At 38.9% G+C, this 24,310-nt stretch carries 26 protein-coding genes; 11 read left to right on the forward strand and 15 right to left on the reverse strand.

Features of this window, described 5'->3' with window-relative positions:
• Window positions 1–21: 21 nt before the first annotated feature.
• Complete coding sequence (locus SULKU_RS13930) at window positions 22–336, reverse strand: hypothetical protein (protein ID WP_013450031.1); 315 nt, start codon at window positions 334–336, stop codon at window positions 22–24.
• 143 nt (window positions 337–479) lie between these two features.
• On the opposite strand from SULKU_RS13930, the gene SULKU_RS13935 reads away from it, so the two are divergent.
• From SULKU_RS13935 to SULKU_RS13960, 6 genes are all read left to right on the forward strand, one after another.
• Window positions 480–1,544, forward strand: coding sequence for a helix-turn-helix domain-containing protein (locus tag SULKU_RS13935; protein ID WP_013450032.1), 1,065 nt, complete (start codon window positions 480–482; stop codon window positions 1,542–1,544).
• Window positions 1,525–2,034 carry a PIN domain-containing protein gene (locus SULKU_RS13940; protein WP_013450033.1) on the forward strand — a complete coding sequence of 170 codons (510 nt, stop codon included), beginning with the start codon at window positions 1,525–1,527 and terminating at the stop codon, window positions 2,032–2,034. Before SULKU_RS13935 ends, SULKU_RS13940 begins: the two co-directional genes overlap by 20 nt.
• Window positions 2,031–5,153 carry a type I restriction endonuclease subunit R gene (locus SULKU_RS13945; protein WP_013450034.1) on the forward strand — a complete coding sequence of 1,041 codons (3,123 nt, stop codon included), beginning with the start codon at window positions 2,031–2,033 and terminating at the stop codon, window positions 5,151–5,153. Before SULKU_RS13940 ends, SULKU_RS13945 begins: the two co-directional genes overlap by 4 nt.
• Before the next feature lie 83 nt (window positions 5,154–5,236).
• Complete coding sequence (locus SULKU_RS13950; RefSeq protein ID WP_013450035.1) at window positions 5,237–6,136, forward strand: DUF4062 domain-containing protein; 900 nt, start codon at window positions 5,237–5,239, stop codon at window positions 6,134–6,136.
• A gap of 5 nt (window positions 6,137–6,141) precedes the next feature.
• Window positions 6,142–7,101, forward strand: a complete 960-nt coding sequence (locus SULKU_RS13955; RefSeq protein WP_013450036.1) for a lysozyme inhibitor LprI family protein — start codon at window positions 6,142–6,144, stop codon at window positions 7,099–7,101.
• 15 nt (window positions 7,102–7,116) lie between these two features.
• Entirely contained in the window at window positions 7,117–7,956 is an 840-nt protein-coding gene (locus tag SULKU_RS13960) for a restriction endonuclease (RefSeq protein WP_013450037.1), read from the forward strand.
• Window positions 7,957–7,966: 10 nt separating this feature from the next.
• Here the strand turns inward: SULKU_RS13960 and SULKU_RS13965 are convergent, their stop codons facing one another.
• The gene (locus tag SULKU_RS13965) at window positions 7,967–8,545 is read right to left on the reverse strand and encodes a recombinase family protein (protein WP_013450038.1); all 579 of its coding nucleotides are present in this window, start codon (window positions 8,543–8,545) and stop codon (window positions 7,967–7,969) included.
• A gap of 273 nt (window positions 8,546–8,818) precedes the next feature.
• On the opposite strand from SULKU_RS13965, the gene SULKU_RS14860 reads away from it, so the two are divergent.
• Together SULKU_RS14860 and SULKU_RS13970 are read left to right on the forward strand one after the other, a co-directional pair.
• Window positions 8,819–9,184 (forward strand): transposase, encoded by a 366-nt coding sequence (locus tag SULKU_RS14860; RefSeq protein ID WP_245535193.1) that lies wholly within the window; start codon window positions 8,819–8,821, stop codon window positions 9,182–9,184.
• A gap of 141 nt (window positions 9,185–9,325) precedes the next feature.
• A complete protein-coding gene (locus SULKU_RS13970; protein WP_013450039.1) occupies window positions 9,326–9,613 on the forward strand; it encodes a hypothetical protein in 288 nt (95 codons plus the stop codon).
• A 327-nt stretch (window positions 9,614–9,940) separates the two neighbouring features.
• On the opposite strand, the gene SULKU_RS13975 is transcribed toward SULKU_RS13970, so the two are convergent.
• From SULKU_RS13975 to SULKU_RS13985, 3 genes are read right to left on the reverse strand one after another with little or no spacing between them, the layout of a single operon-like run.
• Window positions 9,941–10,351 (reverse strand): hypothetical protein, encoded by a 411-nt coding sequence (locus SULKU_RS13975; RefSeq protein ID WP_041667224.1) that lies wholly within the window; start codon window positions 10,349–10,351, stop codon window positions 9,941–9,943.
• Window positions 10,352–10,374: 23 nt separating this feature from the next.
• Window positions 10,375–10,596 (reverse strand): helix-turn-helix domain-containing protein, encoded by a 222-nt coding sequence (locus SULKU_RS13980; RefSeq protein ID WP_013449903.1) that lies wholly within the window; start codon window positions 10,594–10,596, stop codon window positions 10,375–10,377.
• Entirely contained in the window at window positions 10,589–11,158 is a 570-nt protein-coding gene (locus tag SULKU_RS13985; protein ID WP_013449904.1) for an ORF6N domain-containing protein, read from the reverse strand. Before SULKU_RS13985 ends, SULKU_RS13980 begins: the two co-directional genes overlap by 8 nt.
• Window positions 11,159–11,247: 89 nt before the next feature.
• On the opposite strand from SULKU_RS13985, the gene SULKU_RS13990 reads away from it, so the two are divergent.
• Window positions 11,248–14,217: a Tn3 family transposase gene (locus SULKU_RS13990; RefSeq protein WP_013450040.1), complete on the forward strand. Its 2,970-nt coding sequence runs from the start codon at window positions 11,248–11,250 to the stop codon at window positions 14,215–14,217.
• Window positions 14,218–14,221: 4 nt separating this feature from the next.
• Here SULKU_RS13990 and SULKU_RS13995 read toward each other — a convergent pair whose 3' ends face one another.
• Complete coding sequence (locus tag SULKU_RS13995; RefSeq protein WP_013450041.1) at window positions 14,222–14,950, reverse strand: cation:proton antiporter; 729 nt, start codon at window positions 14,948–14,950, stop codon at window positions 14,222–14,224.
• 68 nt (window positions 14,951–15,018) lie between these two features.
• Here SULKU_RS13995 and SULKU_RS14000 point away from each other — a divergent pair, with 68 nt between their 5' ends.
• The gene (locus SULKU_RS14000; protein ID WP_013450042.1) at window positions 15,019–15,750 is read left to right on the forward strand and encodes a type 2 periplasmic-binding domain-containing protein; all 732 of its coding nucleotides are present in this window, start codon (window positions 15,019–15,021) and stop codon (window positions 15,748–15,750) included.
• Window positions 15,751–15,945: 195 nt separating this feature from the next.
• Here SULKU_RS14000 and SULKU_RS14005 read toward each other — a convergent pair whose 3' ends face one another.
• Together SULKU_RS14005 and SULKU_RS14010 are read right to left on the reverse strand one after the other, a co-directional pair.
• A complete protein-coding gene (locus SULKU_RS14005; protein ID WP_013450043.1) occupies window positions 15,946–16,830 on the reverse strand; it encodes a diguanylate cyclase in 885 nt (294 codons plus the stop codon).
• Window positions 16,831–16,907: 77 nt separating this feature from the next.
• On the reverse strand, window positions 16,908–19,826 hold the full coding sequence (locus SULKU_RS14010; RefSeq protein ID WP_013450044.1) for a Tn3 family transposase: 2,919 nt from the start codon (window positions 19,824–19,826) through the stop codon (window positions 16,908–16,910).
• Between the two features lie 155 nt (window positions 19,827–19,981).
• Here SULKU_RS14010 and SULKU_RS14015 point away from each other — a divergent pair, with 155 nt between their 5' ends.
• Window positions 19,982–20,605: a recombinase family protein gene (locus SULKU_RS14015; protein ID WP_013450045.1), complete on the forward strand. Its 624-nt coding sequence runs from the start codon at window positions 19,982–19,984 to the stop codon at window positions 20,603–20,605.
• Here SULKU_RS14015 and SULKU_RS14020 read toward each other — a convergent pair whose 3' ends face one another.
• The 7 genes from SULKU_RS14020 to SULKU_RS14050 all read right to left on the reverse strand — a co-directional run bounded on the left by SULKU_RS14020 (window position 20,606) and on the right by SULKU_RS14050 (window position 24,095).
• Window positions 20,606–20,899: an addiction module antidote protein gene (locus SULKU_RS14020; protein WP_013450046.1), complete on the reverse strand. Its 294-nt coding sequence runs from the start codon at window positions 20,897–20,899 to the stop codon at window positions 20,606–20,608.
• Window positions 20,900–20,901: 2 nt separating this feature from the next.
• Complete coding sequence (locus SULKU_RS14025; RefSeq protein WP_013450047.1) at window positions 20,902–21,192, reverse strand: type II toxin-antitoxin system RelE/ParE family toxin; 291 nt, start codon at window positions 21,190–21,192, stop codon at window positions 20,902–20,904.
• 334 nt (window positions 21,193–21,526) lie between these two features.
• Window positions 21,527–21,901 carry a S24 family peptidase gene (locus SULKU_RS14030; protein WP_013450048.1) on the reverse strand — a complete coding sequence of 125 codons (375 nt, stop codon included), beginning with the start codon at window positions 21,899–21,901 and terminating at the stop codon, window positions 21,527–21,529.
• Between the two features lie 177 nt (window positions 21,902–22,078).
• Window positions 22,079–23,215, reverse strand: a complete 1,137-nt coding sequence (locus SULKU_RS14035) for a tyrosine-type recombinase/integrase (protein ID WP_013450049.1) — start codon at window positions 23,213–23,215, stop codon at window positions 22,079–22,081.
• Complete coding sequence (locus SULKU_RS14040; RefSeq protein ID WP_013450050.1) at window positions 23,216–23,455, reverse strand: hypothetical protein; 240 nt, start codon at window positions 23,453–23,455, stop codon at window positions 23,216–23,218.
• Window positions 23,455–23,853 carry a type II toxin-antitoxin system VapC family toxin gene (locus tag SULKU_RS14045; protein ID WP_013450051.1) on the reverse strand — a complete coding sequence of 133 codons (399 nt, stop codon included), beginning with the start codon at window positions 23,851–23,853 and terminating at the stop codon, window positions 23,455–23,457. Before SULKU_RS14045 ends, SULKU_RS14040 begins: the two co-directional genes overlap by 1 nt.
• Window positions 23,850–24,095 (reverse strand): type II toxin-antitoxin system Phd/YefM family antitoxin, encoded by a 246-nt coding sequence (locus tag SULKU_RS14050; RefSeq protein WP_013450052.1) that lies wholly within the window; start codon window positions 24,093–24,095, stop codon window positions 23,850–23,852. The genes SULKU_RS14045 and SULKU_RS14050 overlap by 4 nt, the downstream gene beginning before the upstream one ends.
• Window positions 24,096–24,310 lie beyond the last annotated feature (215 nt).

The following is a 24,310-nucleotide window of genomic DNA, read 5'->3' on the forward strand; positions in this document are numbered from 1 at the left end:
CATAAGATGTGTTTTACGTTATCAGCGTGAAAAATTTAGATCGATGAAACCGATTTGATCGAGAATGTAAACTACTGCTCCGGCTATTAGAAACGAAAGTATCCAGTAATACTCCATCAAGAACAGATACCCTACTAAAAACATCGCAGGGATAGCGATCCATTTGATCGCTTCGGCGGTATGACGCTTCCGCTGTCGATAAGTATCCGTCAGATCAAAACGGAGTATGTACCACACGATCCCTCCGACAATCATCAGTAAAAGTACCCACCAGTAGTTTTCAACCAGCGGCGCAACCATGGCTTTTAATATATCAGTTGTATTGATAGTAAGCATTTAAAAACTCCATTTGTGAAATAGGTTTACAAATATACAATAAAATTCTTAAAATGTAAACCTATTCAGCCGATATGAAGTTGTTTCGATTTACAATTTACAAGATAGTCATCATGGTTGTAAACCATGGGAGGAGTGATAGAATGTTTGGAGAGCGTATAGCGCGGGCGCGTAAAACCGCCGGCTTATCATTACGTGGATTGGCAGATCAAGTGGGTGTTTCTCAGACAGCCATAGCAAAATATGAAAAAAATCAGATTCACCCCGATTCGCAGATGCTTTTAAAACTATCTCAGGCTTTAGGGGTAAAGAGCGGGTATTTTTTCCGTCAACAAAGCGTAACCCTTTCAAAACCGGAGTATCGTAAAAAAAGCTCAATATCTCAAAAACAGCTGGATATCATCGAGGGGAAAATTTTGGATCAAATCGAACGCCGTTTAGAGCTCGAAGCGTTGTTTCCAAAATCCCCTGTACACCCTTTTGCTTTGGTTGAGGGATTGCCTTCTGTGATTGGGTCATATGAGGATATCGAAGCAATCGCTGAAGCGGTGCGTAATGAATGGAAACTTGGGATGAATCCTATCCCTGAACTGATCGACGTTTTGGAGAGTCATGGAATCCGTGTGTTTCAGGTTGAGGATGATGGTGATGGTAAATTTGATGGTCTAATGGCACATGTTGGGGAACATCCTGTAGTCGTGATATCCTCAAAATGGTCGGGAGATCGACAACGATTTACAATGGCGCATGAATTAGGACATTTGTTAATGCACGGACGACTCAATGAGGGATTAAACGAAGAAAAGGCGTGTCATCGATTTGCGGGGGCATTGTTAGTGCCTAAAGTAGCAGTTCAAGATGAGCTGGGGACGTTTCGAACCAAGTTGGAGTATCGGGAGCTGTTGTTGTTGAAACAGGAGTACGGTATTTCGATGTCTGCGGCATTACGTCGGGCATATGATTTAGGGATTATTAAAGAGAGTTATTACAAACATGTGGTGATCGATTTTTCTCAGCGCGGTTGGCGTAAAAATGAGCCTTATCCTACCAAGCAAGAAGAGTCCCACCACTTCACTCAGCTGATTTTTCATGCATTGGCGGAAGAGTATATCGGAGAGTCCAAAGCGGCCGATTTGATGAATATGAGCGTCATGGATTTTTACCATCTCCGAATGATAGAGAGCAACGGTGCGTCTGTTCATCAGTGATACGAATATCTTTATAGATTTAACCACTTGTGGATTAATCACTCAGATGTTTCAGCTTCCCTATGAATTTGCAGTGCCGGACATGCTTTATTTTGAAGAGCTTTCTGAAAATCATGGAGAGTTACCTGCGTATGGATTGCAGATCATGACGGTCAATGAAGAATATACGATGTATGCCGCTGGTTTGCAAAGTATTTATCCACAAACCGGACCAAATGATCTATTGGCTTTGTCGCTTGCAAAACAGGAGAATGCTCCTTTGATTAGCGGTGATGGTGCTTTGCGGATTGCAGCTAAAAAAGAGGGTGTCGATGTCAAAGGGACATTGTGGGTGATGGAAGAGTTCGTAAGGCATGGCATGATTACTATTCATGAGGCTGAAGAAGCATTTGAACGTATGAAGCGGTATCAGCGATTTTTACCATGGAATGAAATTAACGCATTATTGAGACGACTGCACGAAGAATTTAATCAAAGCGAGAAGCTATGAGCTACACCGAAGATTCGATCGTTGAGCAAAGCGCACTAAGTATCTTTCAAGAGATGCAATGGCAAAATCTAAATGTCTACAAAGAAGACTTCGGTGAAAACGGAACATTGGGACGTTTTAATCGTAGCGAAGTCGTTCTCCGTCCGCGACTCCTCCATGCTCTCGAAAAATTAAATCCCGCTATTTCTAAAACCTCCCTCTCTGAAGCTGCTGATATGATTATGCGGGATCGTTCCGCTATGAGCCCGATCGCAGCAAATCAAGAGGTCTATAAAATCATCAAAGACGGTTTGAAGCTGAGCGTCCATAATGACGAGGGGGAAAGCGAAGATGTGACCCTTCGTGTGATCGACTGGGAACAGCCGAAAGAGAATGATTTTCTGCTGTGTTCACAGTTTTGGATCATGGGGGAAACTCAGCCTAAACGGGCGGATTTGATCGGATTTGTGAACGGACTCCCACTCGTATTTATAGAACTCAAATCATCACATGCCAAACTCTCTAAAGCCTATAACGAAAATCTAAAAGATTATAAATCATCTATCCCTCAGCTTTTTTGGTATAACCAGCTCATTATCCTCTCGAACGGTATTGCTTCTAAGATAGGGACGGTTTCGAGCAGCTGGGAACATTTCAGCGAATGGAAAAAAATCGAGCGAGAGGATGAGCCGCGACGGGTTAGTTTGGAAGTGATATTACGTGGAACCTGCGAGAAAAACCGCTTGCTTGATTTGATCGAAAATTTCACACTCTATATCACGAAAAAAGAGACCGTCAAGATCGTTGCAAAATACCATCAGTTCCTCGGTGTCAATCAATCATTGAAAGGTATAAAGCATATCAAGGAGATCGAAGGAAAACTCGGGGTGTTCTGGCACACACAGGGGAGTGGAAAAAGCTTTTCTATGACATTTTTTGCTCAGAAAATCTTTCGTAAGATTCCGGGTAACTGGACGTTTGTTATCGTGACTGATCGCAGTGATTTAGATGATCAGATATACAAAGGGTTTCACAGTGCAGGTGTATTGGCAGAAGAGTGTCAAGCAGATTCAGGGGATGATTTGCGACGTCTACTCAGCGAAGATCACCGATTTGTCTTTACCCTCATTCAAAAATTCCGTGCACCTCTTGGTGAGACGTATCCACTGTTATCAGAGCGTGATGATGTTATTGTCATTACCGATGAAGCCCACCGCAGCCAGTACTCATCCATGGCGATGAATATGCGTTCTGCATTGCCAAAAGCATCTTTTATTGCATTTACAGGGACACCATTGCTATCAGGGGAAGAGAGAACCAAAGAGGTATTTGGTGATTATGTGAGCGTATACAATTTTTCCGATGCAGTTGAAGATGGCGCGACGTTACCGCTCTATTATGAAAACCGTGTTCCCGAAGTAGGATTGAAGCGCGATGATTTGGGCGATGCGATTCTCGAACTCCTAGATGAGGCTGATCTGAGTGATGAACAAGAGTCGAAGATGGAGAGAGAATTTGCCAGTGCCTATCATATCATCACTCGCAAAGAGCGGCTAGAGACGATTGCCCATGATATCGTAGAGCATTTCATGGGGCGAGAGTATATGGGTAAAGCGATGACAGTCTCTATTGATAAACCCACCGCGATCAAGATGTATGATTTGGTACAGATAGCGTGGAAAGCAAAAATAGAGCAGCTCGAAGCCGAATCAAAAACGGCAAGAGGCAGTGTATTATCTAAGCTGCAAAATGACATCGAGTATATGCGTCAAACGGATATGGCAGTTGTCGTGTCGGGTGGTGCAGGTGAAGAAGATCGACTGCGTTCACGTGGTGTAGAAATAGCACCGCACCGATACCGGATGGAGCATGAAAGGCTTGATGAGAAATTCAAAGATCCCGATGATCAGTTGCGTATCGTATTTGTATGCGCTATGTGGCTGACTGGATTTGATGCCCCTGCTGTTTCGACACTCTACCTCGATAAACCGCTTAAAAGTCATACCCTAATGCAGGCGATAGCACGAGCTAATCGACTTTTCCCCGGTAAGCCTAATGGTCAGGTTGTCGATTACATCAGTATATTTGGAGCACTGAGAGAAGCTCTGGGGCTGTATGGTGCAACATTGGACGGATCAAAGATTGATCTTCCGGCTATTGATAAAGAACGTTTGTATGAAGCGCTAATGGTTGCGATGTCCGAAGCTAAAAACTTTTTAGACGATCAAGGTGTTTCGTTGCAGGCTATTATTAATGCGACGCAACTTGAAAAGCTTCGATTGCTCGATGCTGCCAGTGAAATGATGCAAGAGCCATCAAATAAAGAAACATTTACATCCTATCTGCGTCAAATCAATCGTATCTTCAAAGGAATCTTACCGGATGTACGCGCGGAAGCGTTTATAGCAGAGCGTGTAGCGATCAATGTCATCTATCAACAAATGCGGTTGAAGGCGGGTGAAGACATTGATGATGAAGAGGTAATGCAGGTTCTACGTGATAGAGTTAACTTGTTATTAGACGATGCCATTGAAACCGTAGAGATCAAATCGTATCTTCCGTCTCCGGTCAATATTTCTCAGATCGATTTTGAAGCACTAATGAAGATGTTAGAACAGATGGCTTCACCGACACGATCCGAAGCGGAACGACTTAAGAATATTATTGAGCGAAAATTGAACGTTATGATCGAGCAAAACAGTTCACGTTTGGATCTCAAAGAAAAGTTCCAAGAGTTGGTAGAGCGGTATAACCTCGGAGCGGCTAATGCCGAAGTCTTTTTCGAAGAGTTGAAACGCTTTATCAAAGAAGAACTTAATCCTGAAGAGAGACGTGCCGCGCGAGAAGAATTAAGTGAAGAAGAGTTGGCGATTTTTGATTTGATTGCATCGGGTGTTGAACTTACCGAAAAAGAGCGTAAAGAAGTTAAAAAAGTAGCTCACGATTTGTTAGAGACACTGAAACTCCTTTTGGTCATCGACTGGCGGAAGAAGCAACAAACTAAAGCGAAAGTACGATTGACGATCGAAGAGGTTCTGGATCGCTTGCCACAAAAGTATGATGAAGAGTTATGGCCACGATCGGTTGAGATGGTGTATCAGCATGTATTTGATAGTTTTGGCGGATTGAGGGCGTCGTAATTATGGTCAATATAAGCTTTATGTATATAGCCTAGAATTTAGGACTGTGTGCACGGAATGATTTTTTTAAAAAGGTAAAATGTATGAAGCCATTAAAAATTTGTATTTCATCAACTTTCTTAGATCTGAAAGAATATCGTGAAAATGCAATCAAAGCGTGTGAAATCTTTAAAGCTCATTCTATTGTGATGGAAATGCTTTATAGTTCTTATCAATCACCTATAGAAGCTTCGTTAGGCTTAGTTCGAGAAGCGGATATTTATGTTTGTATTCTTGGACAACGTTATGGAAGTGTTAAAGAAGGTTTCGAAAAATCCATTACTCACTTGGAATACGAAGAAGCTCAAAAACTAGGCAAACCATCTTATTTTTTCCTTGCTACAGAATACTTGGAACGTGAAACGCAATTACAGAATTTGATCGATGAAATAAGTCAAAAATATGTATATCTTGAAGTATTATCACCACATGAACTATTAATAGGTTTGATGAATACATTGCGAAATGATTTTTATCAAGAGCTCAAATTGGATAGTAAATATCTTGAAGAACTAGAAAAAAAATATTTACATGACTCTTGGCATGAAATGTCAATGGAGTTTATCTCTCATTTGAAAACTTCTGAAATTTTGAAAAAATATGAAGAAGATTTTCTTGGTTTGAGTCAGATGCTTGATTACATTCATGAATCTTACGATAGGTTGGAATCAGATTTATATGATTTACTAGATAAGGTAAATTTGGACAAATCAAAATTAGATCAAATACCTTACTATGAAAATCCACTTATTAATAGGGATTGGGCGTATGTAAATATTGGATTTCATAATTGGAAGGCTGCCCTACAAAGAGATTTTTATAACATAAAAGTCAGACTGCTAGAATATGAATGTCAACGTAATAATGACCCAGATTTGATTGCTGAGCTTGAAAAAGCTCGACATGATTTGAAGGAAAACATAGCTCTTTGTTATGTGGATTAAATGACATGAATAAAAATGTAATTGAGTATATTCAAGAAATTAAATCTCGACAACGATTTAAATATATCTATGGTGAATTTCATGGTCGAATCAGTGATATGCGATCAGCTTTTAATGTATTACCACATAAAGAATTTTTGCGTTATTTTCCCTTGTCACTTGTTGCTCTTCTTGAAACATCTTGCAGAATGCTTATTGCCGAACTTATAGACTCTGGAGAACCATATATTTCTAGATCTAAAGAGCTTATGGATAAGCAAAAGATAGATTTTGAAGTAATGAAACATCTCTATGGTAAAAAAATAACAATGGGAGAATTTATCGCACATAGTGTTGCTATCAATAAATTAGAATCGATTGACAGAATATTTACTACTTTATTAGATAAAAAACTTTTACAAGTATTACCAAGTCATATCAATAGATGGAGTGTTGAAGTAGAAAAAAAAGATCCACAACCTATGATACAAAATTCTGTTGAAATGTATACATGTATCAAAGAAATATTTGAAATACGTCATATCTTAGCCCATGAATCTGCAATGAATATAGAGCTTGAAAATGTGAAAATCGAACAAGCGATTGTATTGTTTGGAGAGTTTTTAGAAGTATTAAATGATTATATCCGTGATGTTATGTATCCAGATCAACCTTTAACACAAATGGATATGAATATGAGTGCCTGTGATGATTTAACAAAAACTTTAGATTCAATTGAAGCTATTGATAGTGAAATCGTTAGGCAAATTTCTGACAAGTGGATTGAGAGATTAGAATACTACAAAAGAGCACATGAATCATGGAAAAAGTATATGGAAGATAATTCTGAGTTTGAGGCAAGCAGTTTTATAGGTGGAAGTATGTGGACATTGATAAAAGCTTCTTCGGCCAATCGGATAGCTTTGGAACGTGAAAAAGATTTAAAATTGCTTTTGAACCAATTAGAAGAAAATGATTTTTGCTAAAAAATAGGAGTATTAATGAACTGGAAAGATTATGAACGTGAAATTTTTGAGCAATTTCAAATCCGTTATCCCTATGCTTCAATTAAACACAATCAAAAAGTTTTAGGTCGAATCTCAAATATAAAGCGGCAAATTGATGTATTGATTGAGGATCAGTCTTTGGATGCTTCAATCAGAACAATTGTTGATGCGAAAAGACGCACCTCACCTATAGATATTAATGATATAGAAACATTTATTTCAATGATGGTTGATGTTGGAGCACATCGAGGAATTCTTGTTTCACCAGTTGGGTATACAAAGGGAGCAATTACAAGAGCACATAATGAAGTGAACCAAGATATTGACCTTGACGTATATTCGCTTGAAGAATTACAACTTTTTCAAGGTCAACAAGCTATTCCATATAGCAGGGATTACGGTGTGCTACTATCTGCACCATTTGGATGGGTTGTTGATGCAACAAAAAGAGAAGGATGTTTGGCTTGTCTGTATCAACGTGGATACGATCTTAATGCTGCTGGTAACGCCAAAGAGTGGATGTATATAAACTTTTGGATAAAAGAAACTCCAGAGCAGTGTTTAGAAGATTTACTAAAAATTCAATCAGATGGATGGAAGAACGCAAAATTGAGTTATTTGCAAGGTGTAAATAGAACAGATGCTAAAACATTTATTCGACTGGCGGAGGTTCCTGATTATCCAACTCCAGAATATACAGGATTTGTAGAGTTTGAAGAATTTATTTTTTTTGCGGTTCTTTTTACGCCAATTGAAAACTCAAAACGTAATTTAAGAAAATTACGAGAAGTTATGAGAACTGTTTTACCGTTCAATGTCGGAACAAACATATAGATATCCAAAATTAATTGTAGGTGCAAAGTTGGATATGATTAAGAGTATCAATAAGCGTTGACCTTTTCACCTCAAATGTCCGACACACCGCCGCTTTAGACATCCCGTTATTTAACGCCTCCAAAATAGCATCCATTTTTTCTTGAGGAATTGCTTTTGGTCGTCCGCCAATACGTCCTCTTTTTCGTGCCGCTGCTAATCCGGCATTAACACGTTCCTGTATAAGCGAGCGCTCGAACTGTGCCAATGCTCCGAACACATGAAATAATAGTTCGCCTGATGGGCTGGAAGTATCCATGCCTTCAGTCAGAGATTTGAATCCGATACCTTTGGCTTTGAGTTGTGAAACGATTTCGATCAAGTGGGGTAGGGAGCGTCCTAATCGATCCAATTTCCAAACGACCAATACATCTCCCTCTTTGACATACTCCAAAGCTTGAGCTAAACCGATACGATCATCTTTGGATCCGGAAGCCTTGTCTTCGAAAATATGACGCTCATCAACTCCGGCACTCATCAATGCATCACGTTGAAGATCGGTACTTTGTCGATCACCGTCAGTTGAAACTCGAATATACCCTATTAACATGTCGGAAAACCTCAAAATTTAGTATCCGACTATTATATCATTCCGACACTGTTTTTCGCATAGATTATTGCAGTTTTTTTGGCTTTGAAAGCAGGGTATGGAAGCGTGTACGGAAAACACTAGAATAACAAACATATTTAAATCATTCAGTATTAATAATGCGGATATCCTTATTCATTTTGAAAATCGATCAAAAAATAATGGGTAATTCCGTACGAAGGTACGAAAACTCCCATGCTGCTTAAACAAATCTAAAATACTCATTTTCTGCAAATTCCATCTACAGCTTTATATCTATCTCACAAAGTAGAAAATTCGAATAAATTCTCTAAAGCAGTTTTTTTCGGGAACAATTCGGAGTTTACGGTTGCAACAATTGAAGAGCAGAACATCGCCAATAATTGCAAGCGCCTTATTCAGAATTCTGTCATTTTATGGAACTATCTTTATATGTCTCAAAAATTAAAAGAATCTTCTATGACAGAGGAAAAAGAGGAGATAATCAAAGCGATACGGCAAGGTTCGATCATCCATTGGCAGCACATAAATTTTTATGGGGAGTATGATTTTACAAAGCTCAATCGTAAAAATAGCGCATATTTGAAAGATATGGACTTTTCTTCTTCGGGCATAGTTTAGTGTGGAAATATTTTTTTAAGCATATGTAGACGATTTATAGAGGTTATTTTTCTTAAAAGATGCAAAATCAGCTAACTTTAAGCCGTATGGGAGTTTTCGTACCTTCGTACGGAATTACCCAAATACGTATCAGACATAAATATGCTCATAAATGAAGTTTTCAATGAAGCGCTAAAAAAGTTAACAGATATACAAGAGATATTAAGCCAGTATGAAAAATCACATCCCGACGAGTATGTCAGTGTTATCTCAAGTTTGGGCGATATATGGAAAGTATTATATCCTGAGTATTTGATAGAGAATCAGGAAAGTTTGACGTTAGATCAAATACAAACGTGGGGCATGCCCCTCCAGAATAGTATAGGTGTAACATTGTCTGAGGTTATACCTGTGACAATGAATTTATTGATGAAAAAAAATGAAGATTAAATACCTAACATATCTGTATTGCTTTAAATGGAAGATTTCCCCTTTGATACACTACCAAGGTTAAGGGATAGGAAAATTCCTATTAGGATAACTTACTAAGACTAATTTGTAAGTAAAATCTGAAACTTTTAAAAATCATTTGCATTTATGGTTTGTAACTCGTTTTTATTTAACCCAAAATAGGTTATCCTGGGGTCGTTTCAGGAAACGGAATATATAGCACGTTAAGAGAATTTTACCACTCATAAATCATTTTCTACAGAATTCGGAAAAAATAGCACGCTAAGAAGATTTACAATAACTCTATCGAAGCATTTTGCAATAACTCTATCGAAGCATTTTGCAATAATATTGCTGCTTAGGATCCTCTCTGTTGCCAATCCAGAACTCCATCCCTTTTAGGTAAAGCACTATATTGTTAAAGGCTATCATCCCATCTATTTCAGCTACCATTTTATTTTTCAAATCTACAATGGTTCCGCTTGGGAGATCTATTTTAAACACGGTTTGTTTGAATATCAGCGAATCATCCTGTTCTTTTGTGATGTGTAGACATTCAATAAAACTTTCATTCCCTTGATTTTCCTTCATCCAATTCAAATAACGATCAAATAGTACGGCATTCATATGCAAAAGTACTTGTTCGTCAATATCCCATACTTTTACGATGCTGATTTTGATATTGATTAGATCATCACCGTACTCGTATATATTGATATCTGCACATGAATCGTTCATATGTGTATTATCTGTCATAATAATTATTCAATTGTTATTTTTAATTGTCTGCCAAGAGCAGATACAGCTTTCTCAAGCGTTATCAAGGTCACAGATGTGTTATCTAAATCCAGTAGCCGATTGATTACCATACGACTAGTTCCCATCCGTTTGGCCAACTCGGTTCTGGTCATGTTTTGTTCTTTAATTGCCATCTCTAGTTGTTCGGCAATGACCTGCTTGCAAGGGCTAGAAGAATCATGCATCTTTCTTGCCTCGTAAAAATCCGATTGATTCGACTTCTTTGGCAGTTCCGATATCAGATACCACTTCTTGTAGTTCATCGAATGACTCTTCAATCATAATGATCGCATCCGCAACGGCTGAGAGGCGTTCTTTGCTCCATTGTTTATGATCTTGTAAATCTTGTCTAAGTGCATGAATTTCTTTGGCTAAATCAGCATGCTCAAGAGCATAACGACGTATACGTGCAAAGGTACGCATGATCGAGATGGTCACTTCCGCTGCACGTTGGCTTTTGAGAACAGTCGCGAGCATATAGACACCTTGCTCACTGAAGGCTTTAGGGGCTTGTCGTCGCCCTCCCCAACTTGAGGTCACATTTTGTGATCTCAAGATTGCAAATTCTTCTTCACTTAATTGGAAGAAAAAATCATCTGGAAATCGATCACTGTTTCTTGAGACAGCCTGATTAATCTGACGGGTTTCAACCCCATAGAGTTCAGCTAGATCTGAATCGAGCATTACTTCGCTATTGCGGATGGCGTGTATTTTATCTTTGATGGGTGCAGAGGGTAAAACTTCCAAAAAATCTCCAAATAGTATAATAATACTATTGTATCTTTTTAGATACGATATGTAAATCTATTTTTTACATTTTTATAGAAGGAATTGATATGCCGCGTCGATCGATCTTATCCGCTTCCGAAAAAGAGAGCCTAATCGCCATTCTTGCATCTGAAGAAGAATTGATCCGGCATTACACCCTGAGCGAAACTGATCTATCCATTATTCGTCAGCATAGAGGTGCGGCCAATCGGCTTGGCTTCGCTGTACAGCTTTGTTATCTTCGCTATCCCGGAATTCTATTAGGCCCTAAGGAGGCTCCAAACAATGCGGTTGTAGAGATCGTGTCCCAACAGCTGAAAGTATCTGCTGGTCTATGGGATCAATTTGGAATAAGGGAGCAGACAAGGCGTGAATACCTGCTGGAGCTGCAAAATATTTTTGGATATGAGCTCTTCACAATGAGCCATTATCAATCGGAAGTTCAAGCACTAGGCACTATTGCGCTTCAAACTGACAAAGGGATTGTGCTAGCAACAGAGTTAGTAGAACATTTACGCCGTAAGTTAATAATCCTACCCTCAATCAACGTGATCGAAAGAATGTGTGCGGAAGCACTTACTGTTGCAACCAGACACATTTATTCCACACTCTGCGATCCGTTGAGTAAACAGCAGTATCAACAATTAGACGCATTACTTTTACGAAAGCCCGAAGGAAAAATGACATGGCTTGGCTGGCTACGTCTTTCCCCTGCAAAACAAAACTCCAAATATATGCTTGAACATATTGAACGTCTAAAAATGCTTCAAGAGATCAAATTAGTTGCAGGGATAGAGCGAACCCTTCATCAAAACCGTTTATTGAAAATGGCACGAGAAGGTTCTCAGATGACTCCGGCAGACCTTTCGCGGCTTGAAACAAGCCGAAAATACGCTACTTTAGTGACTATTGTCATCGAGTTAACAGCAACTATAACCGATGAAATCATCGATCTTCATGACAAAATAATCGGTATTCTCTTTAACAATGCCAAAAATAAACATCAAAATCAGTTTCAATCTTCCAGTAAAGCAATAAACGATAAAGTTCGTCTCTACACAAAAATCGGGCAGGCACTCCTTGATGCGAAGCAAAGCGGGAAGGACCCTTATGCAGCAATTGAAAAAATAATCTCGTGGGATGAGTTTGCAAGTAGCATCGATGAAGCCAACAAACTGGCGATGAATGAAGATTTTGATTTTTTGCCTCGTATCGGTGAAAATTATCCGACTCTGCGACGCTATGTTCCCCAATTTTTAAATATTCTTCAACTGCGTGCTGCACCCGCTGCCGTTGATCTTCTTAGTGGCATTGATATCATTCGAAAACTCTATGCCGACAATAGCCGCAAACTCCCTGCCGAAGTCCCCACTACATTTATCAAGCGTCGATGGGGGAAGCTCGTTTTTACAAAAGAAGGTGTTCATCGTATTTACTATGAAATATGTGTTCTGTCTGAACTTAAAAATGCTTTACGTTCAGGAGACATTTGGGTACAGGGATCTCGGCAATATAAAGATTTCGATGAGTATTTGATCCCCTCTGAAACGTTTGAACGTTCCATGAAGGAAGGGACTCTTGCTTTAAAATACGATACCAACTGTGAAATCTATCTTGAAGATCGACTCTCAACGCTTAATGCACGATTTTTAACTGTGAATGAGATGGCAAAAAACAACACACTGCCTGATGCAATCATCGGTCAATCGGGGTTGAAAATAACACCACTGGAAACTATTGTACCTGAGAATGCACAGACATTGATTAATCGTACATCGGCGATGCTGCCGCATATCAAAATAACCGAACTACTGCTGGAGGTAGAAGAGTGGACAGGATTCTCAAACCATTTTACCCATCTCAAAACTGCCGAAAAGGTCAAAGACAAGCTGATGCTATTGAGTGCCATCTTAGCAGATGCCATAAACCTTGGTTTGGTAAAAATGGCTGAATCATCACAGGGAAATACCTACGCAAAACTCTCATGGCTGCAAGCTTGGCATATTCGTGATGAAACCTATTCCAGAGCTTTGGCGGAACTGGTTAACTCACAGTTGAAACAGCCTTTTGCTGCTCATTGGGGCGATGGAACAACCTCTTCATCAGACGGACAACGATTTCGCGCCGGAAGCAAAGCACAAAGCACTGGACATATCAACCCAAAATATGGGAGCGAACCGGGGCGTCTTTTCTATACCCACATATCCGATCAATATTCACCTTTCAGTTCTAAACTCGTAAATGTCGGCATACGAGATTCAACCTACGTGCTTGACGGACTGTTATATCACGAATCTGATCTTCAAATCGAAGAACACTACACCGATACTGCGGGATTTACCGACCATGTATTTGCCATGATGCATCTACTTGGATTTCGATTTGCACCAAGAATCAGAGATTTGGCGGATACTAAAATTTATATCCCGTATGCTTCCATTGACTATGATTCTCTTAAGCTACTGATTGGCGGAACCATCGGAATTAAAAATATTCAAACACATTGGAATGAAATTCTCCGATTAAGTGCATCCATCAAACAAGGAACGGTTACAGCTTCACTGATGCTTCGCAAGCTTGCGAGCTATCCTAGACAAAACGGGTTAGCACTCGCCTTAAGAGAATTAGGACGAATCGAGCGATCTCTCTTTATTCTCGATTGGCTCCAAAGTGTTGAACTGCGCCGCCGAGTAAATGCCGGATTAAATAAGGGTGAAGCCCGAAATGCATTGGCTCGTGCCGTCTTTTTTAATCGTTTAGGTGAAATCCGTGATCGAAATTATGAGCAGCAACGGTTTCGTGCCAGCGGTTTGACATTAGTGACTGCCGCGATTGTTCTATGGAATACGGTTTATTTGGAAAGGGCAATTGCTTCTATGCGTACAAGAGATGACATCGTCGTAGATGATGAATTGTTAAAATATTTGTCGCCACTAGGCTGGGAACATATCAATTTAACAGGCGATTACGTCTGGAAAAAGAGTTCGAAGATCAAAGATGGCAAATTTAGGCCTTTAAGGGCGGTAAAATTCTCTTAACGTGCTATATATTCCGTTTCCTGAAGCGACCCCAATAATGGGCGATGTACGAAGCACCTATAGCTAAAAACAGTATGCTTCCGACAAACAGCTCATCCGAGTTGGTTTTTATAATCTGGGTTAAAAACGGCTCCAGTAGGTATTTGCCGAATATCCATAAAATAGAGAGCAAAATGACTGCACTAAATGCCATCTCTATCAATACAGTCGAAATATTTTCTGTTTTACTGCTCATAAATCCAATAATGAGGAGAATGGGGATGACAGCGATGTCTTGCATAATCAAAATTCCGAGAGAGCGCTGACCGTGACGACGATTAATTTCACCGCTTTCATTAAGGATTTTAAGGACTATCGCAGTCGATGAGAGGGAGAGTACCAGTGCAATAATAAAAGAGGAATTTGGATCAAGTTCCAAAAGATAATAAGCGATTAGATAGACAATAGAGGATGTAATAATGATTTGTAACGTTCCGGCTACAAAAACCTCATTACGCATCCGTTTGAGATGAGCAATAGAAAACTCTAATCCGATCGTAAACATCAAAAAGACAACACCGAATTCGGCAATCTCTTTTAGATCATGGTTGCTTACCGCATTATGAAGATTAAAGCCATACGCGATAGCCGTACCGGTTAAAATATAGCCGATAATAGTTGGGAGATGGATTTTTTTAACAAAGATATTAATAATGAGTGATAAAAGGAGTGTAGTAACAATAATAGTTTGCACATTCTCTCCTTTTTTTGTTTTTTGTAACATTACCAAAGTAACGATAAACTTTTGCTATTATCTGTACAATGAAACTTGTACATATCTTCATAATATCAGCGCTTTTGTTAATGCTTCAAGGGTGTACAAAGAGCACTAATAAACAAAAATTACATATTGCTATTACACGAACAATTGCTACCCATCCGATGTATTTAGCCCAGTCATTTGGATATTTTCCCTCTAAGGATATCGCTTTTTTTGAAACAAAAACACTCGAAGAATCATCTATGGCATTTAATAAAGGAAATGTGGATGCAGCTGTAATTACGTTGAAGCAAGCTGTAGATATTTATACAAAAAAAAATGATTTTGTAATTGTGTTGGTACTCAACCGCTATCATACAACTAAAAAGAATGCTCAAAACGACACTTATAATGTTCTTATCGTTCGCCGTTCTTATCTCTTACATCATTCACAACAAATCAAAGATGTAATTGGAGGATGGTATTCTGCACTAGGATACATGAATATCAATATGAACACAATCGTTCGAGGATATAGCAAATACATTGGAGTGAGTGAAATTGAGTTAAGAAATACACTTGCAACTTTTAATTTCGGAGGATCGGAAGAAAATGCACTTTATCTATTTTCAGAAAAGCCATCTTTACCAATCTATGCTAAGCAGTTAGAAAATCATAAAGAATCGAATATCACACAGCATTCTTTACTTAAGGCTTTTTTGCCAAAAAATACGATTAAAGAACTTCATCGCTATAAAAAATGGAAATATAAAATAGGGCAAACTCACATTTGATCATTTTTGAGTAACTTAAGTTTTTTAAACTTATCACAAACTCTGTATGTTGCATTCACTTATACAATGAAAATACATCTATTTAACACGCATCCTCAGATATACATATTTGTACATAAGGAATCAAAGAAAAATTAAAGAGTGTTCTAGATATATCCATAAAAACTTGAGAGAAAGATAAATAGTATTATAGTCTTATATACTTTTTATATCATACATTACGATTCTATTTTTCCCTTGTTCTTTTGCTTCATACATCGCTTTATCAGCTTCACCGATAATGTATTCGGGATTGATTTTTGGATCACAAAAAAGTGATATCCCGATGCTCACATGACAGCTGTGTTCTGTCTGTTCTAAATGATTGTTTTTTTGCACGTCAAATTTATAGACTTCATTGATTTTAAGACGAATTTTTTCAGCTACTTGGAGAACGTAGGTTCTGGCTTCATCATGTGAATTGCTCAGGTTGGTTAACAAAATTACAAATTCATCTCCTCCAAAACGTGAAACTACATCACTATCTCGGAGTCCTTCTTGGAGACGCGTAGCGGTCTCTTGGAGGATTAAGTCTCCGATAGCATGACCATACAAATCATTAAGCGGTTTAAAATTATCCAAATCCATAAACAACACAGCAGCACAAGATCTTGAGCGTGTCATTATTGTTAAGGTATATTCCAATCGATCAATAAAGAGTCTACGGTTAGGCAATTGGGTTAAAAAGTCATGAAAAGCGAGATGTTCTATTTCCATTTGAGATTTTTTTTGTTCAGTGATATCATGAACAAAGACGACAACCGATTCAACATTTTCCTCTTTAAATATGGGATAATAATCGATTAAAAAAAAGTATCCATCACGAGCATCTTCGATTTTGGCGGCTTTTCCTGTAAAAAAAACTTTTTCAATTATTACTTTTTGTCGTGCAACATAACACTCTTCCAATTGATCACTTAGCTGAGCTCCTAACAGCTGTTCTACTGTTGAGCCTAATCTTTTGGCTGCCGAATCGTTGAGCATTAAAATGTTTCCTTGAATATCAAGCTGTAAGATGCTGTCAGTAGTAGCATTGATCATCAAGGGGTCACGTGCCGAAACGGATAGAATCGTACGCTAAGAGCTAAAAACTGTAAATTTTATCATTTTTTCGTACGCTAAGGCTCCATACGCCAGACATAATCGCCTGTCAGATTAATATGCTCCCATCCTAGAGGTGAAAAATACTTCAAAAACTCATCCGGAATTTCAATTTCTTTTTTAGCCTGTTCAATCGCTTTCTCCAAATAGACAGTATTCCAAAGAATAATCGCAGCCACGATCAGGTTCAGACCAGATGCACGGTATAGTTGATTTTCGAAAGTTCTATCACGAACTTCCCCTAATCGATTAAAAAATACGGTACGCGCCAAGGAATTTCTCGCTTCACCTTTGTTGAGACCAATTTGGACTCTACTCCGGAGTGATGGGTTCTTGAGCCATTCAAGTATAAAAAGTGTTCGTTCAATCCGACCAACATCGCGAATAGCAAGTGCAAGACGATTTTGCCTTGGATAAGACGCAAGCTTGCGGATCAACAGTGACGCTGAAGCTGTACCTATTTTGATAGAAGCGGCTAATCTAAGGACATCATCCCAGTTTTGCTGCATATCTTTTATTTTGAGGGAACCGGTGATGATATTGTTAAATTTCTCTGGAACTTCAACTCCTTCTAATGCAAAGAGCTTCGTATCGGCTATATCTCGAATTCTGGGAGCAAATTTAAATCCAAGCAGATGACACAACGCAAACACATGATCAGTGAAACCAGCTGTATCGGTATAATGTTCTTCAATCTTTAAATCTGATTCGTGATAAAGCAGTCCGTCAAGAACATATGTAGCATCTCTGGCATTTGCGTGGATAATCTGGGTATGAAATGGAGAATACTGATCACTGATATGAGTGTAAAATACCACTCCGGGCTGAGTGCCGTACTTTGCGTTGTACCCACCTAACGCGTCCCCTGTCCCTCCGGTGGGAAATCGCTGACCATCTGATGAAGAGGTTGTACCGTCTCCCCAATTCTTGACCAGCGAAGTTTGGTGATGATGGTTGGTTATTTGCGCCAATGCACTTGAATAATTTTCATCCCGAATATACCAATCAGATGCACTTCTAAGTCTTCCGACGGATATATCGGCGCAAGCATCCGCCATCTTTTGATGCCCTAGATTGATACCATCAGATAGTATCGCCGCAAATAGTGCTTTTTTATCTGTAGATGTCATTCCAGAGCGCAGATGGGTAAACTGATCGGAGAATTTTGTCCAAGTATCTACCTCGATGAGCAAGTCGGTTATTTTAATTCGTGGGAGTAAATTGGCTACATAGCGTATGATATTAGTCGCTTCTTTTGGAGCGCCGTCTGTGCGATAAGGTTTAATCGAATAACCATTTTGTGTAAACTCAACATCGGCAATTGTACCGTCTTTAATCATATCTGAAAGCTCATCGATACTCTCACCCAGTTGCTTTTGGCGATTTATCAAATACCTTGAAAAGTCGATTTCCACGGCGATAGGTAGATTGTTTTGAGATTTCATCTCGCTGTAGCTATGACGTGTCATCAAATAGCTGTCGAAATCAAGATATTGTTTACTCCCCTCAATCCAAATGTCTCCTGAACGGAGTCTATTTTTTAGCTCGCTGAGTGCACACAGTTCATAATATCGCCGATCCATCCCTTCCTCAGTATAGATAAAAGGTTTCCATCGAGAGGGGATAAAAGTAACCGGCGCATCCTCGGGGAGTTTTCGTTTATTTTTTGAATTGAGTTCTTGAAGCAATCTGATCGCATCCATGACATCCCCTCCGCCCGCGGAGGCTTTAAAATCAAACTCTTCTAAAAAACGGGATGTATATTTGCGCATCTGTACGTAGTGGGTTTCTATGAAAGCCAAATGGTCTTGTTTGATAGGTTCTGAGAGGCTAGTAGCCTCTTGTACAGACTGCAAAAACGAATCCCATCCGATGTGCAAATCGATAGATTCCCATGGATTTGCTCCGTTGTTTCTAGATTCAATCAAAAGTTGTGAGGTGCGGGAGAAAAACCGTATAAGCTCTTTTGCCTTTTTGTCCCCATCTTGGATTGTTTGATGAAATCGGTTCTGACTTCGCCGCATCAGTGAACCAATAATACGATCATGCATAGTGATCGCATCATCAATAAGAGCTTTTTGAATTTCAAGAAGAGTAATGGCTATGAGGGTATAACGGCGCTTTGGTTCATACTGACGAAGATGGCTAATGGAGATTCGGTACCCTTCACGACTGTATTGCTGCATTCGGATTTGCGATACTCTACTAGAAATAGTTTCGGAAATTTCAAGCCTCTTGATTGTTTGCAGCCGTTCCATAATAACGAGCATATTAGCGGATGTTGGACGTGACTCACTTTGCCTAAGCCATGAAAAAATACTTTGGCCGACAGACACGTCAAACGCAAGCAAGTCATCGAGTAATTGCATGTTCTTCTTATTTAAAAATGATGTCACGGTTTGTTGAATAATTTTTTCAGCACGACTCAGAGACAGTGATACCATTGATTCTATTTGCAGCAACGAAGGCAAAAGAATTTTTCGATACCGCATTTCATGCATCAAAGTCTGTAATAAAAAAATGCCTTTGTGGTTTTCAATTGCGATTGGGGTTAACCAGCGAACCATCTCTTTCAAATATCGATCGTTGAAATTTTTGTATCCATACTTTTGCATCAACAAGTATTGGTGCTCACGTCTGGTCTCTGCACGCAATGCGTATCCCAAAAAATCTTCATAGTTCAATCCAAGTTGTTCCGCAATAAATTCAACCAAAGCTTTGGGTGGAATTTCATCGATTTTCAGCGTGCGCCCCGGATAGCGCATCATGCACAAAGAAAGTGCAAACCCTAATTTATTAGAAGAGCGTCGTCGCTGAGATATAAATTCAAGATCATCTGAAGTTAGGAGGTAGTGTTTTGCTAATTCCTCAAATTGCTCTGGCAACTTTTCTAGCATTTCGCGCTGTAATGATGAAAGAATTTTTTTACGTGGCATATAGGTTCCTTCACAGTGTTTAGTAATATAATATTATGTTGTTTATAATACTATGAATAATATACTGTTTATGAAGCAATTATTCTTATCTGTTCAGAAAGAAATTCATATGTATCACAAACCTTCGTTTATGATACGGCACTAAAAGGACAAAAATGCTGATTGGTTATGCACGTGTCTCCAAGGCGGATGGAAATCAGGTATTGGATTTGCAGATCGATGCACTTCAAGGTATTGGAATCACGTACGGACAAATATATGTCGATAAAGCTTCCGGAGCCAAAGACGATCGTCCCGGTTTGGATAACTGCCTTAAAGCGTTGCGCGAAGGGGATACGTTGGTCGTTTGGAAACTGGATCGGTTGGGACGAAATCTCAAACATTTGGTCTCAACTGTCGATGATCTGTCCAGGCGTAATATTGGATTCAAAGTTCTCAGTGGTCAAGGTGCCGATATCGATACGACAACACCTGCGGGAAAAATGGTATTTGGAATATTTGCTGCATTGGCTGAGTTTGAACGTGAGCTTATTCGTGAACGCACTATTGCTGGACTTAATGCTGCTCGCGCACGTGGACGAAAAGGGGGAAGAAAATTTCAGCTCACCAAAGCGCAAATCCGTTTAGCACAAGCAGCAATGTCTAATCGCGATACGTCGGTATCTGAGTTGTGTAAAGAGATCGGTGTTACACGTGCGACACTCTATCGTTATGTCGGACCAACTGGAGAGTTACGAGAATTTGGAAAGAAAGTATTGGGAATTGAAGAGACTCCCTGATTACGATGCCCGCACCGGTGTAATCTGAAAATGCAATCCAAGTGAATGCACTACTTTTGCAATGGTATCGAAACGAGGTTTTGAGCCGGGTGCAAATGTTTTATAGAGGCTTTCACGACCAAGACCACTCTCTTGTGCGATTTGACTCATCCCACGGGCTTTTGCGATATGCCCGATAGCACGGATCAGCTCATCGGTATCACCTTCTTCGAGGACTTGGGTTAGATATTCGGCAATCGCCTCTTCGCTATCCAAATACTGTGTCATATCAAATGGGGTTAATGTCAGTTCCATCGTTATATCTCCTTTGCCATCTCTATGGCTTTTTCAATATCGCGTTGTTGAGTCGACTTATCGCCACCAACAAGCAAGACAATTATTTCGTCTCCACGCATCGTATAATAGAGCCGATAACCCGGACCCATATCGATACGCATCTCGTAAACACTTTCACCAACACTTTTAGCATCCCCAAGATTACCACATTGAGCACGTTCAATACGACGTGCGATTGCGATACGGGCTCGCATATCTTTTAGCTTTATCAGCCATTGTGAAAACTTTTGGGTTTGTTGAATGTTATACATACACAAATTGTATCCAGTTAGATACATGGTGTCAAGAAAGAAGGGTATATTTTAGAAAATGATCGGGAAAATCTATTGTAATATTTGCTTAGCGTACGATTCTATCCGTTTCGGCACGTGACCCCTATATTGTCTAATGTCTATACTCTATACGAAAAACAGTAGTTTTCCGTCATCCATATCAAAACTGAACCTTGACTATTCTTTTTCATTAGGTATTGTTCAATAATCTGTGCAGGAGCGAGTGATTTCTTAGATTATTTTATAACTTGAGAGACAGGTGTGATAGACTTTAAATATGTTACACTTAATTAAGTCAAAAAAGTACTTAATCTTAAAATGTATTAAAAGATAAAACAGCCTTAGCTACAACACGAACTTCTGCTTCTTGATAAACTAAATGCGAGTATGCTTGATTTATAGATACTAGTGTCATTCCAGTAAGTATTTCTTTAGCCTGTTTTATCCACATTTTATTATCGTAATAGACTAAATAAATTCCTCCATCTTCAAGCTTTTTTTGAGATAAGTCAGCCACAACTAATGCACGGTCCTTTATAACAGGTTGCATGGATTTACCATCCACTTTTATGACGAAAAGTGAACTCTTATTGACTGGTTCTTTTAGTAAACTTGTAGAAAATTTCAAAACTTTTTTTTCATTATCTGCATCTAGAATATCTACATATTCAAGGGTAATTAGTGGCAAACTTTTCCTTATTTTGGAATGACCCCGATTTATTGATAGAAACTTATTCGGTTAATACCTAATTTTTTGAAGCCTAAAATTATATCTTTTTTTCATACTCATCAGGCAACATATATCCAAGACAACTATGTCTTCAAATATTTTATTAAATAGAATATATCTTAGGTTAACCAGCTTTTATTTCAACTTCTGTCGCATCATCAACTCCGGATTATTCTTCACATAGGCGCTAAAAGTCGTATTGGTCGATGTATGCCCCAGCTCCATCGCTACAATCGCTAAATCTTTACCATCACCCAGCTCTTTGGTCGCATAGCCGCGGCGGATGATATGACGTCCGCTTTTGTTCACTCCAATCGCCTTGAGCGCATACGTGGTGAATTTCCACATATCCACATCTGGCATTTTTTTATTCGTGTAGTTTCCGTTGGTATAGGTACTGGATATGACATAAGATGAGTCCGGCAGAACAGTTCTCATGTAATTAACGAACACTTCAATCTCTTCACGCCTCACCACCACTTCACGGTATTTATCCCCTTTAGTCGTATGATAAGCGATCGTATAAAACAGATGTGTAGTGCCATTATCGTCTTTGTATTCAGACTCTTTGATATGCTCCATCTTGAGGCTCATCACTTCATCAGCCCGTGCACCACTTAGACAATAAAGCAAAACAATTAAGGCATTGCGATAAGCATAACGCTGCGAACTCTTTGGAAAATGCTCTTTAAAAACTTCCGGCCAATGTTTCATAAAATCGATAAGCTCTTCGAGTTCATTTTCGGTGACGAAGTCAGTGCTCCGTTTTTGGACCTTGATCTTGGTGAAGTATTTAAAGAGGGGAGTGAAGTCTTTGTTTTCTTTATTGTTTTCACTAATGAACAGCAACAGCTGTTTAAGTACCGTCAAACGGTGGGAAATGCTTTTCTCATAGCGATAGACGATAGAGAGTTTTGCGTCGTTTTTCCCTCGGTTTGCTTTACGATTGGAGAGGACTTGATGATACTCTTCGTTCGAGATCTTTTTAGCTTCGAGATCTTTAGAGGCAAGATGTTCTTGATACCACATAAGATAGTTATTGATGAACTTTGCGGACAGCCCTTCCAAATCCATGATTGAATCGTACTGATGTGCAAACTCGATAAGAGGGGTCAATGCTTCGCCATAGGACTTGCGTGTTTTATCACTTACCCCTTGAGCCACTTTTTCGGTAATGTAGCGATCGCGCCAGGCATCTAGATCACTGACTAACCCTTTACCGGTACAAAGATCCCATTCGGCGAGGTCGTCTTGGAAGTGGGCGGGGGACATTTAATCCAATCCATCCATTAAAGTATTATCAAATTCTTCGATCAATTCTTTATCTGCATTTTTGAGTTTTTCAAGTGCATTATGGAACTGTTCACTTGTAACATGATTAATGGCGTTTTTGCCAGTTGCTTTTTCTTTTTTTAATTCTTGACAAGTTTTATTACCTGTTTGACCATTTAACATTCCGCAAAATTGCATCATATTCTTTACAGTATCGCTATTCTTGTCTAACTTATTCATCAGAGTATTTTCAAACCAAGAGATTCATAGTGCTTGAATTTAGAATCATCAGAGACCAAAGTGTACCCATGATGAATACAGTCATTAATAATCAAACGATCAAATGGATCTTTATGATTTGTTATTTGCGGAAGCTTATAGACACCGGACATACTTTTGGTATCAATAGTATGGGTTTCGATTCCCATCTTTTTTGCAACATCAGGCAGTTCATCGGGATTCAACCCTTCCAGTTCTAATTTGCCAAGACTAAATTTAAGTGCGATTTCCCAAAAACTGATATTGCTCACATAAACCGAGTTTTTAGGGTCTTTGAGTAAATCTAACTTCTTTGCATCAATCTTATCGGGATCGAATATAAGCCATAAAAGAATATGGGTATCAATGATGTATTTCATAAGCCTAACAACTCTTCAGTACTCATTTCAAAGTCATCATTAAATTTTACATGCCCTCGATTTTTATACAACCCAAAGACTCTCTCTTGACTTTGATCCAATGCAGCATCATAGGGGATAATCATTGCCACTTTTTTATGATTTTTTCCATATTCAACGATAAACGTTTCCCCTTCTTGTTGAACCAACTGTAAAATGTTAGAAAAATCGCTTTTTAATTGTCCAACTTGAATCGATTGCATTGTATTCTCCTTGCTTTATATTAGAATCATAATATCATTTAGTTGTCAACTTGTCAAGAAAAACTCTGTACAGAAAACGGAAAATATAGCACGTTAATAAAATCAATCATTCTTCATAGACAAGTCTAACAATATAGACTTATACCAATATATAGTCTAATAATAAAACTATAATACAGATTAATAGACTATAAATACCAATAATAACACCATTA

Source organism: Sulfuricurvum kujiense DSM 16994, from assembly GCF_000183725.1.
Taxonomy (GTDB): domain Bacteria; phylum Campylobacterota; class Campylobacteria; order Campylobacterales; family Sulfurimonadaceae; genus Sulfuricurvum; species Sulfuricurvum kujiense.

Excerpts from the sequence above, each read along its gene's own strand:
- SULKU_RS14045 (WP_013450051.1), bottom strand. The coding sequence starts at position 23,853 with ATGAAATACATCATTGATACCCATATTCTTTTATGGCTTATATTCGAT.
- SULKU_RS14025 (WP_013450047.1), bottom strand. The coding sequence starts at position 21,192 with ATGTATAACATTCAACAAACCCAAAAGTTTTCACAATGGCTGATAAAG.
- SULKU_RS14000 (WP_013450042.1), top strand. The coding sequence starts at position 15,019 with ATGAAACTTGTACATATCTTCATAATATCAGCGCTTTTGTTAATGCTT.
- SULKU_RS13990 (WP_013450040.1), top strand. The coding sequence starts at position 11,248 with ATGCCGCGTCGATCGATCTTATCCGCTTCCGAAAAAGAGAGCCTAATC.
- SULKU_RS14040 (WP_013450050.1), bottom strand. The coding sequence starts at position 23,455 with ATGAATAAGTTAGACAAGAATAGCGATACTGTAAAGAATATGATGCAA.
- SULKU_RS14050 (WP_013450052.1), bottom strand. The coding sequence starts at position 24,095 with ATGCAATCGATTCAAGTTGGACAATTAAAAAGCGATTTTTCTAACATT.
- SULKU_RS14035 (WP_013450049.1), bottom strand. The coding sequence starts at position 23,215 with ATGTCCCCCGCCCACTTCCAAGACGACCTCGCCGAATGGGATCTTTGT.
- SULKU_RS14020 (WP_013450046.1), bottom strand. The coding sequence starts at position 20,899 with ATGGAACTGACATTAACCCCATTTGATATGACACAGTATTTGGATAGC.
- SULKU_RS14015 (WP_013450045.1), top strand. The coding sequence starts at position 19,982 with ATGCTGATTGGTTATGCACGTGTCTCCAAGGCGGATGGAAATCAGGTA.
- SULKU_RS13970 (WP_013450039.1), top strand. The coding sequence starts at position 9,326 with ATGCTCATAAATGAAGTTTTCAATGAAGCGCTAAAAAAGTTAACAGAT.
- SULKU_RS13955 (WP_013450036.1), top strand. The coding sequence starts at position 6,142 with ATGAATAAAAATGTAATTGAGTATATTCAAGAAATTAAATCTCGACAA.
- SULKU_RS13965 (WP_013450038.1), bottom strand. The coding sequence starts at position 8,545 with ATGTTAATAGGGTATATTCGAGTTTCAACTGACGGTGATCGACAAAGT.
- SULKU_RS13960 (WP_013450037.1), top strand. The coding sequence starts at position 7,117 with ATGAACTGGAAAGATTATGAACGTGAAATTTTTGAGCAATTTCAAATC.
- SULKU_RS14010 (WP_013450044.1), bottom strand. The coding sequence starts at position 19,826 with ATGCCACGTAAAAAAATTCTTTCATCATTACAGCGCGAAATGCTAGAA.
- SULKU_RS13945 (WP_013450034.1), top strand. The coding sequence starts at position 2,031 with ATGAGCTACACCGAAGATTCGATCGTTGAGCAAAGCGCACTAAGTATC.
- SULKU_RS13980 (WP_013449903.1), bottom strand. The coding sequence starts at position 10,596 with ATGCATGATTCTTCTAGCCCTTGCAAGCAGGTCATTGCCGAACAACTA.
- SULKU_RS14005 (WP_013450043.1), bottom strand. The coding sequence starts at position 16,830 with ATGATCAATGCTACTACTGACAGCATCTTACAGCTTGATATTCAAGGA.
- SULKU_RS13935 (WP_013450032.1), top strand. The coding sequence starts at position 480 with ATGTTTGGAGAGCGTATAGCGCGGGCGCGTAAAACCGCCGGCTTATCA.
- SULKU_RS13930 (WP_013450031.1), bottom strand. The coding sequence starts at position 336 with ATGCTTACTATCAATACAACTGATATATTAAAAGCCATGGTTGCGCCG.
- SULKU_RS13975 (WP_041667224.1), bottom strand. The coding sequence starts at position 10,351 with ATGAACGATTCATGTGCAGATATCAATATATACGAGTACGGTGATGAT.
- SULKU_RS13950 (WP_013450035.1), top strand. The coding sequence starts at position 5,237 with ATGAAGCCATTAAAAATTTGTATTTCATCAACTTTCTTAGATCTGAAA.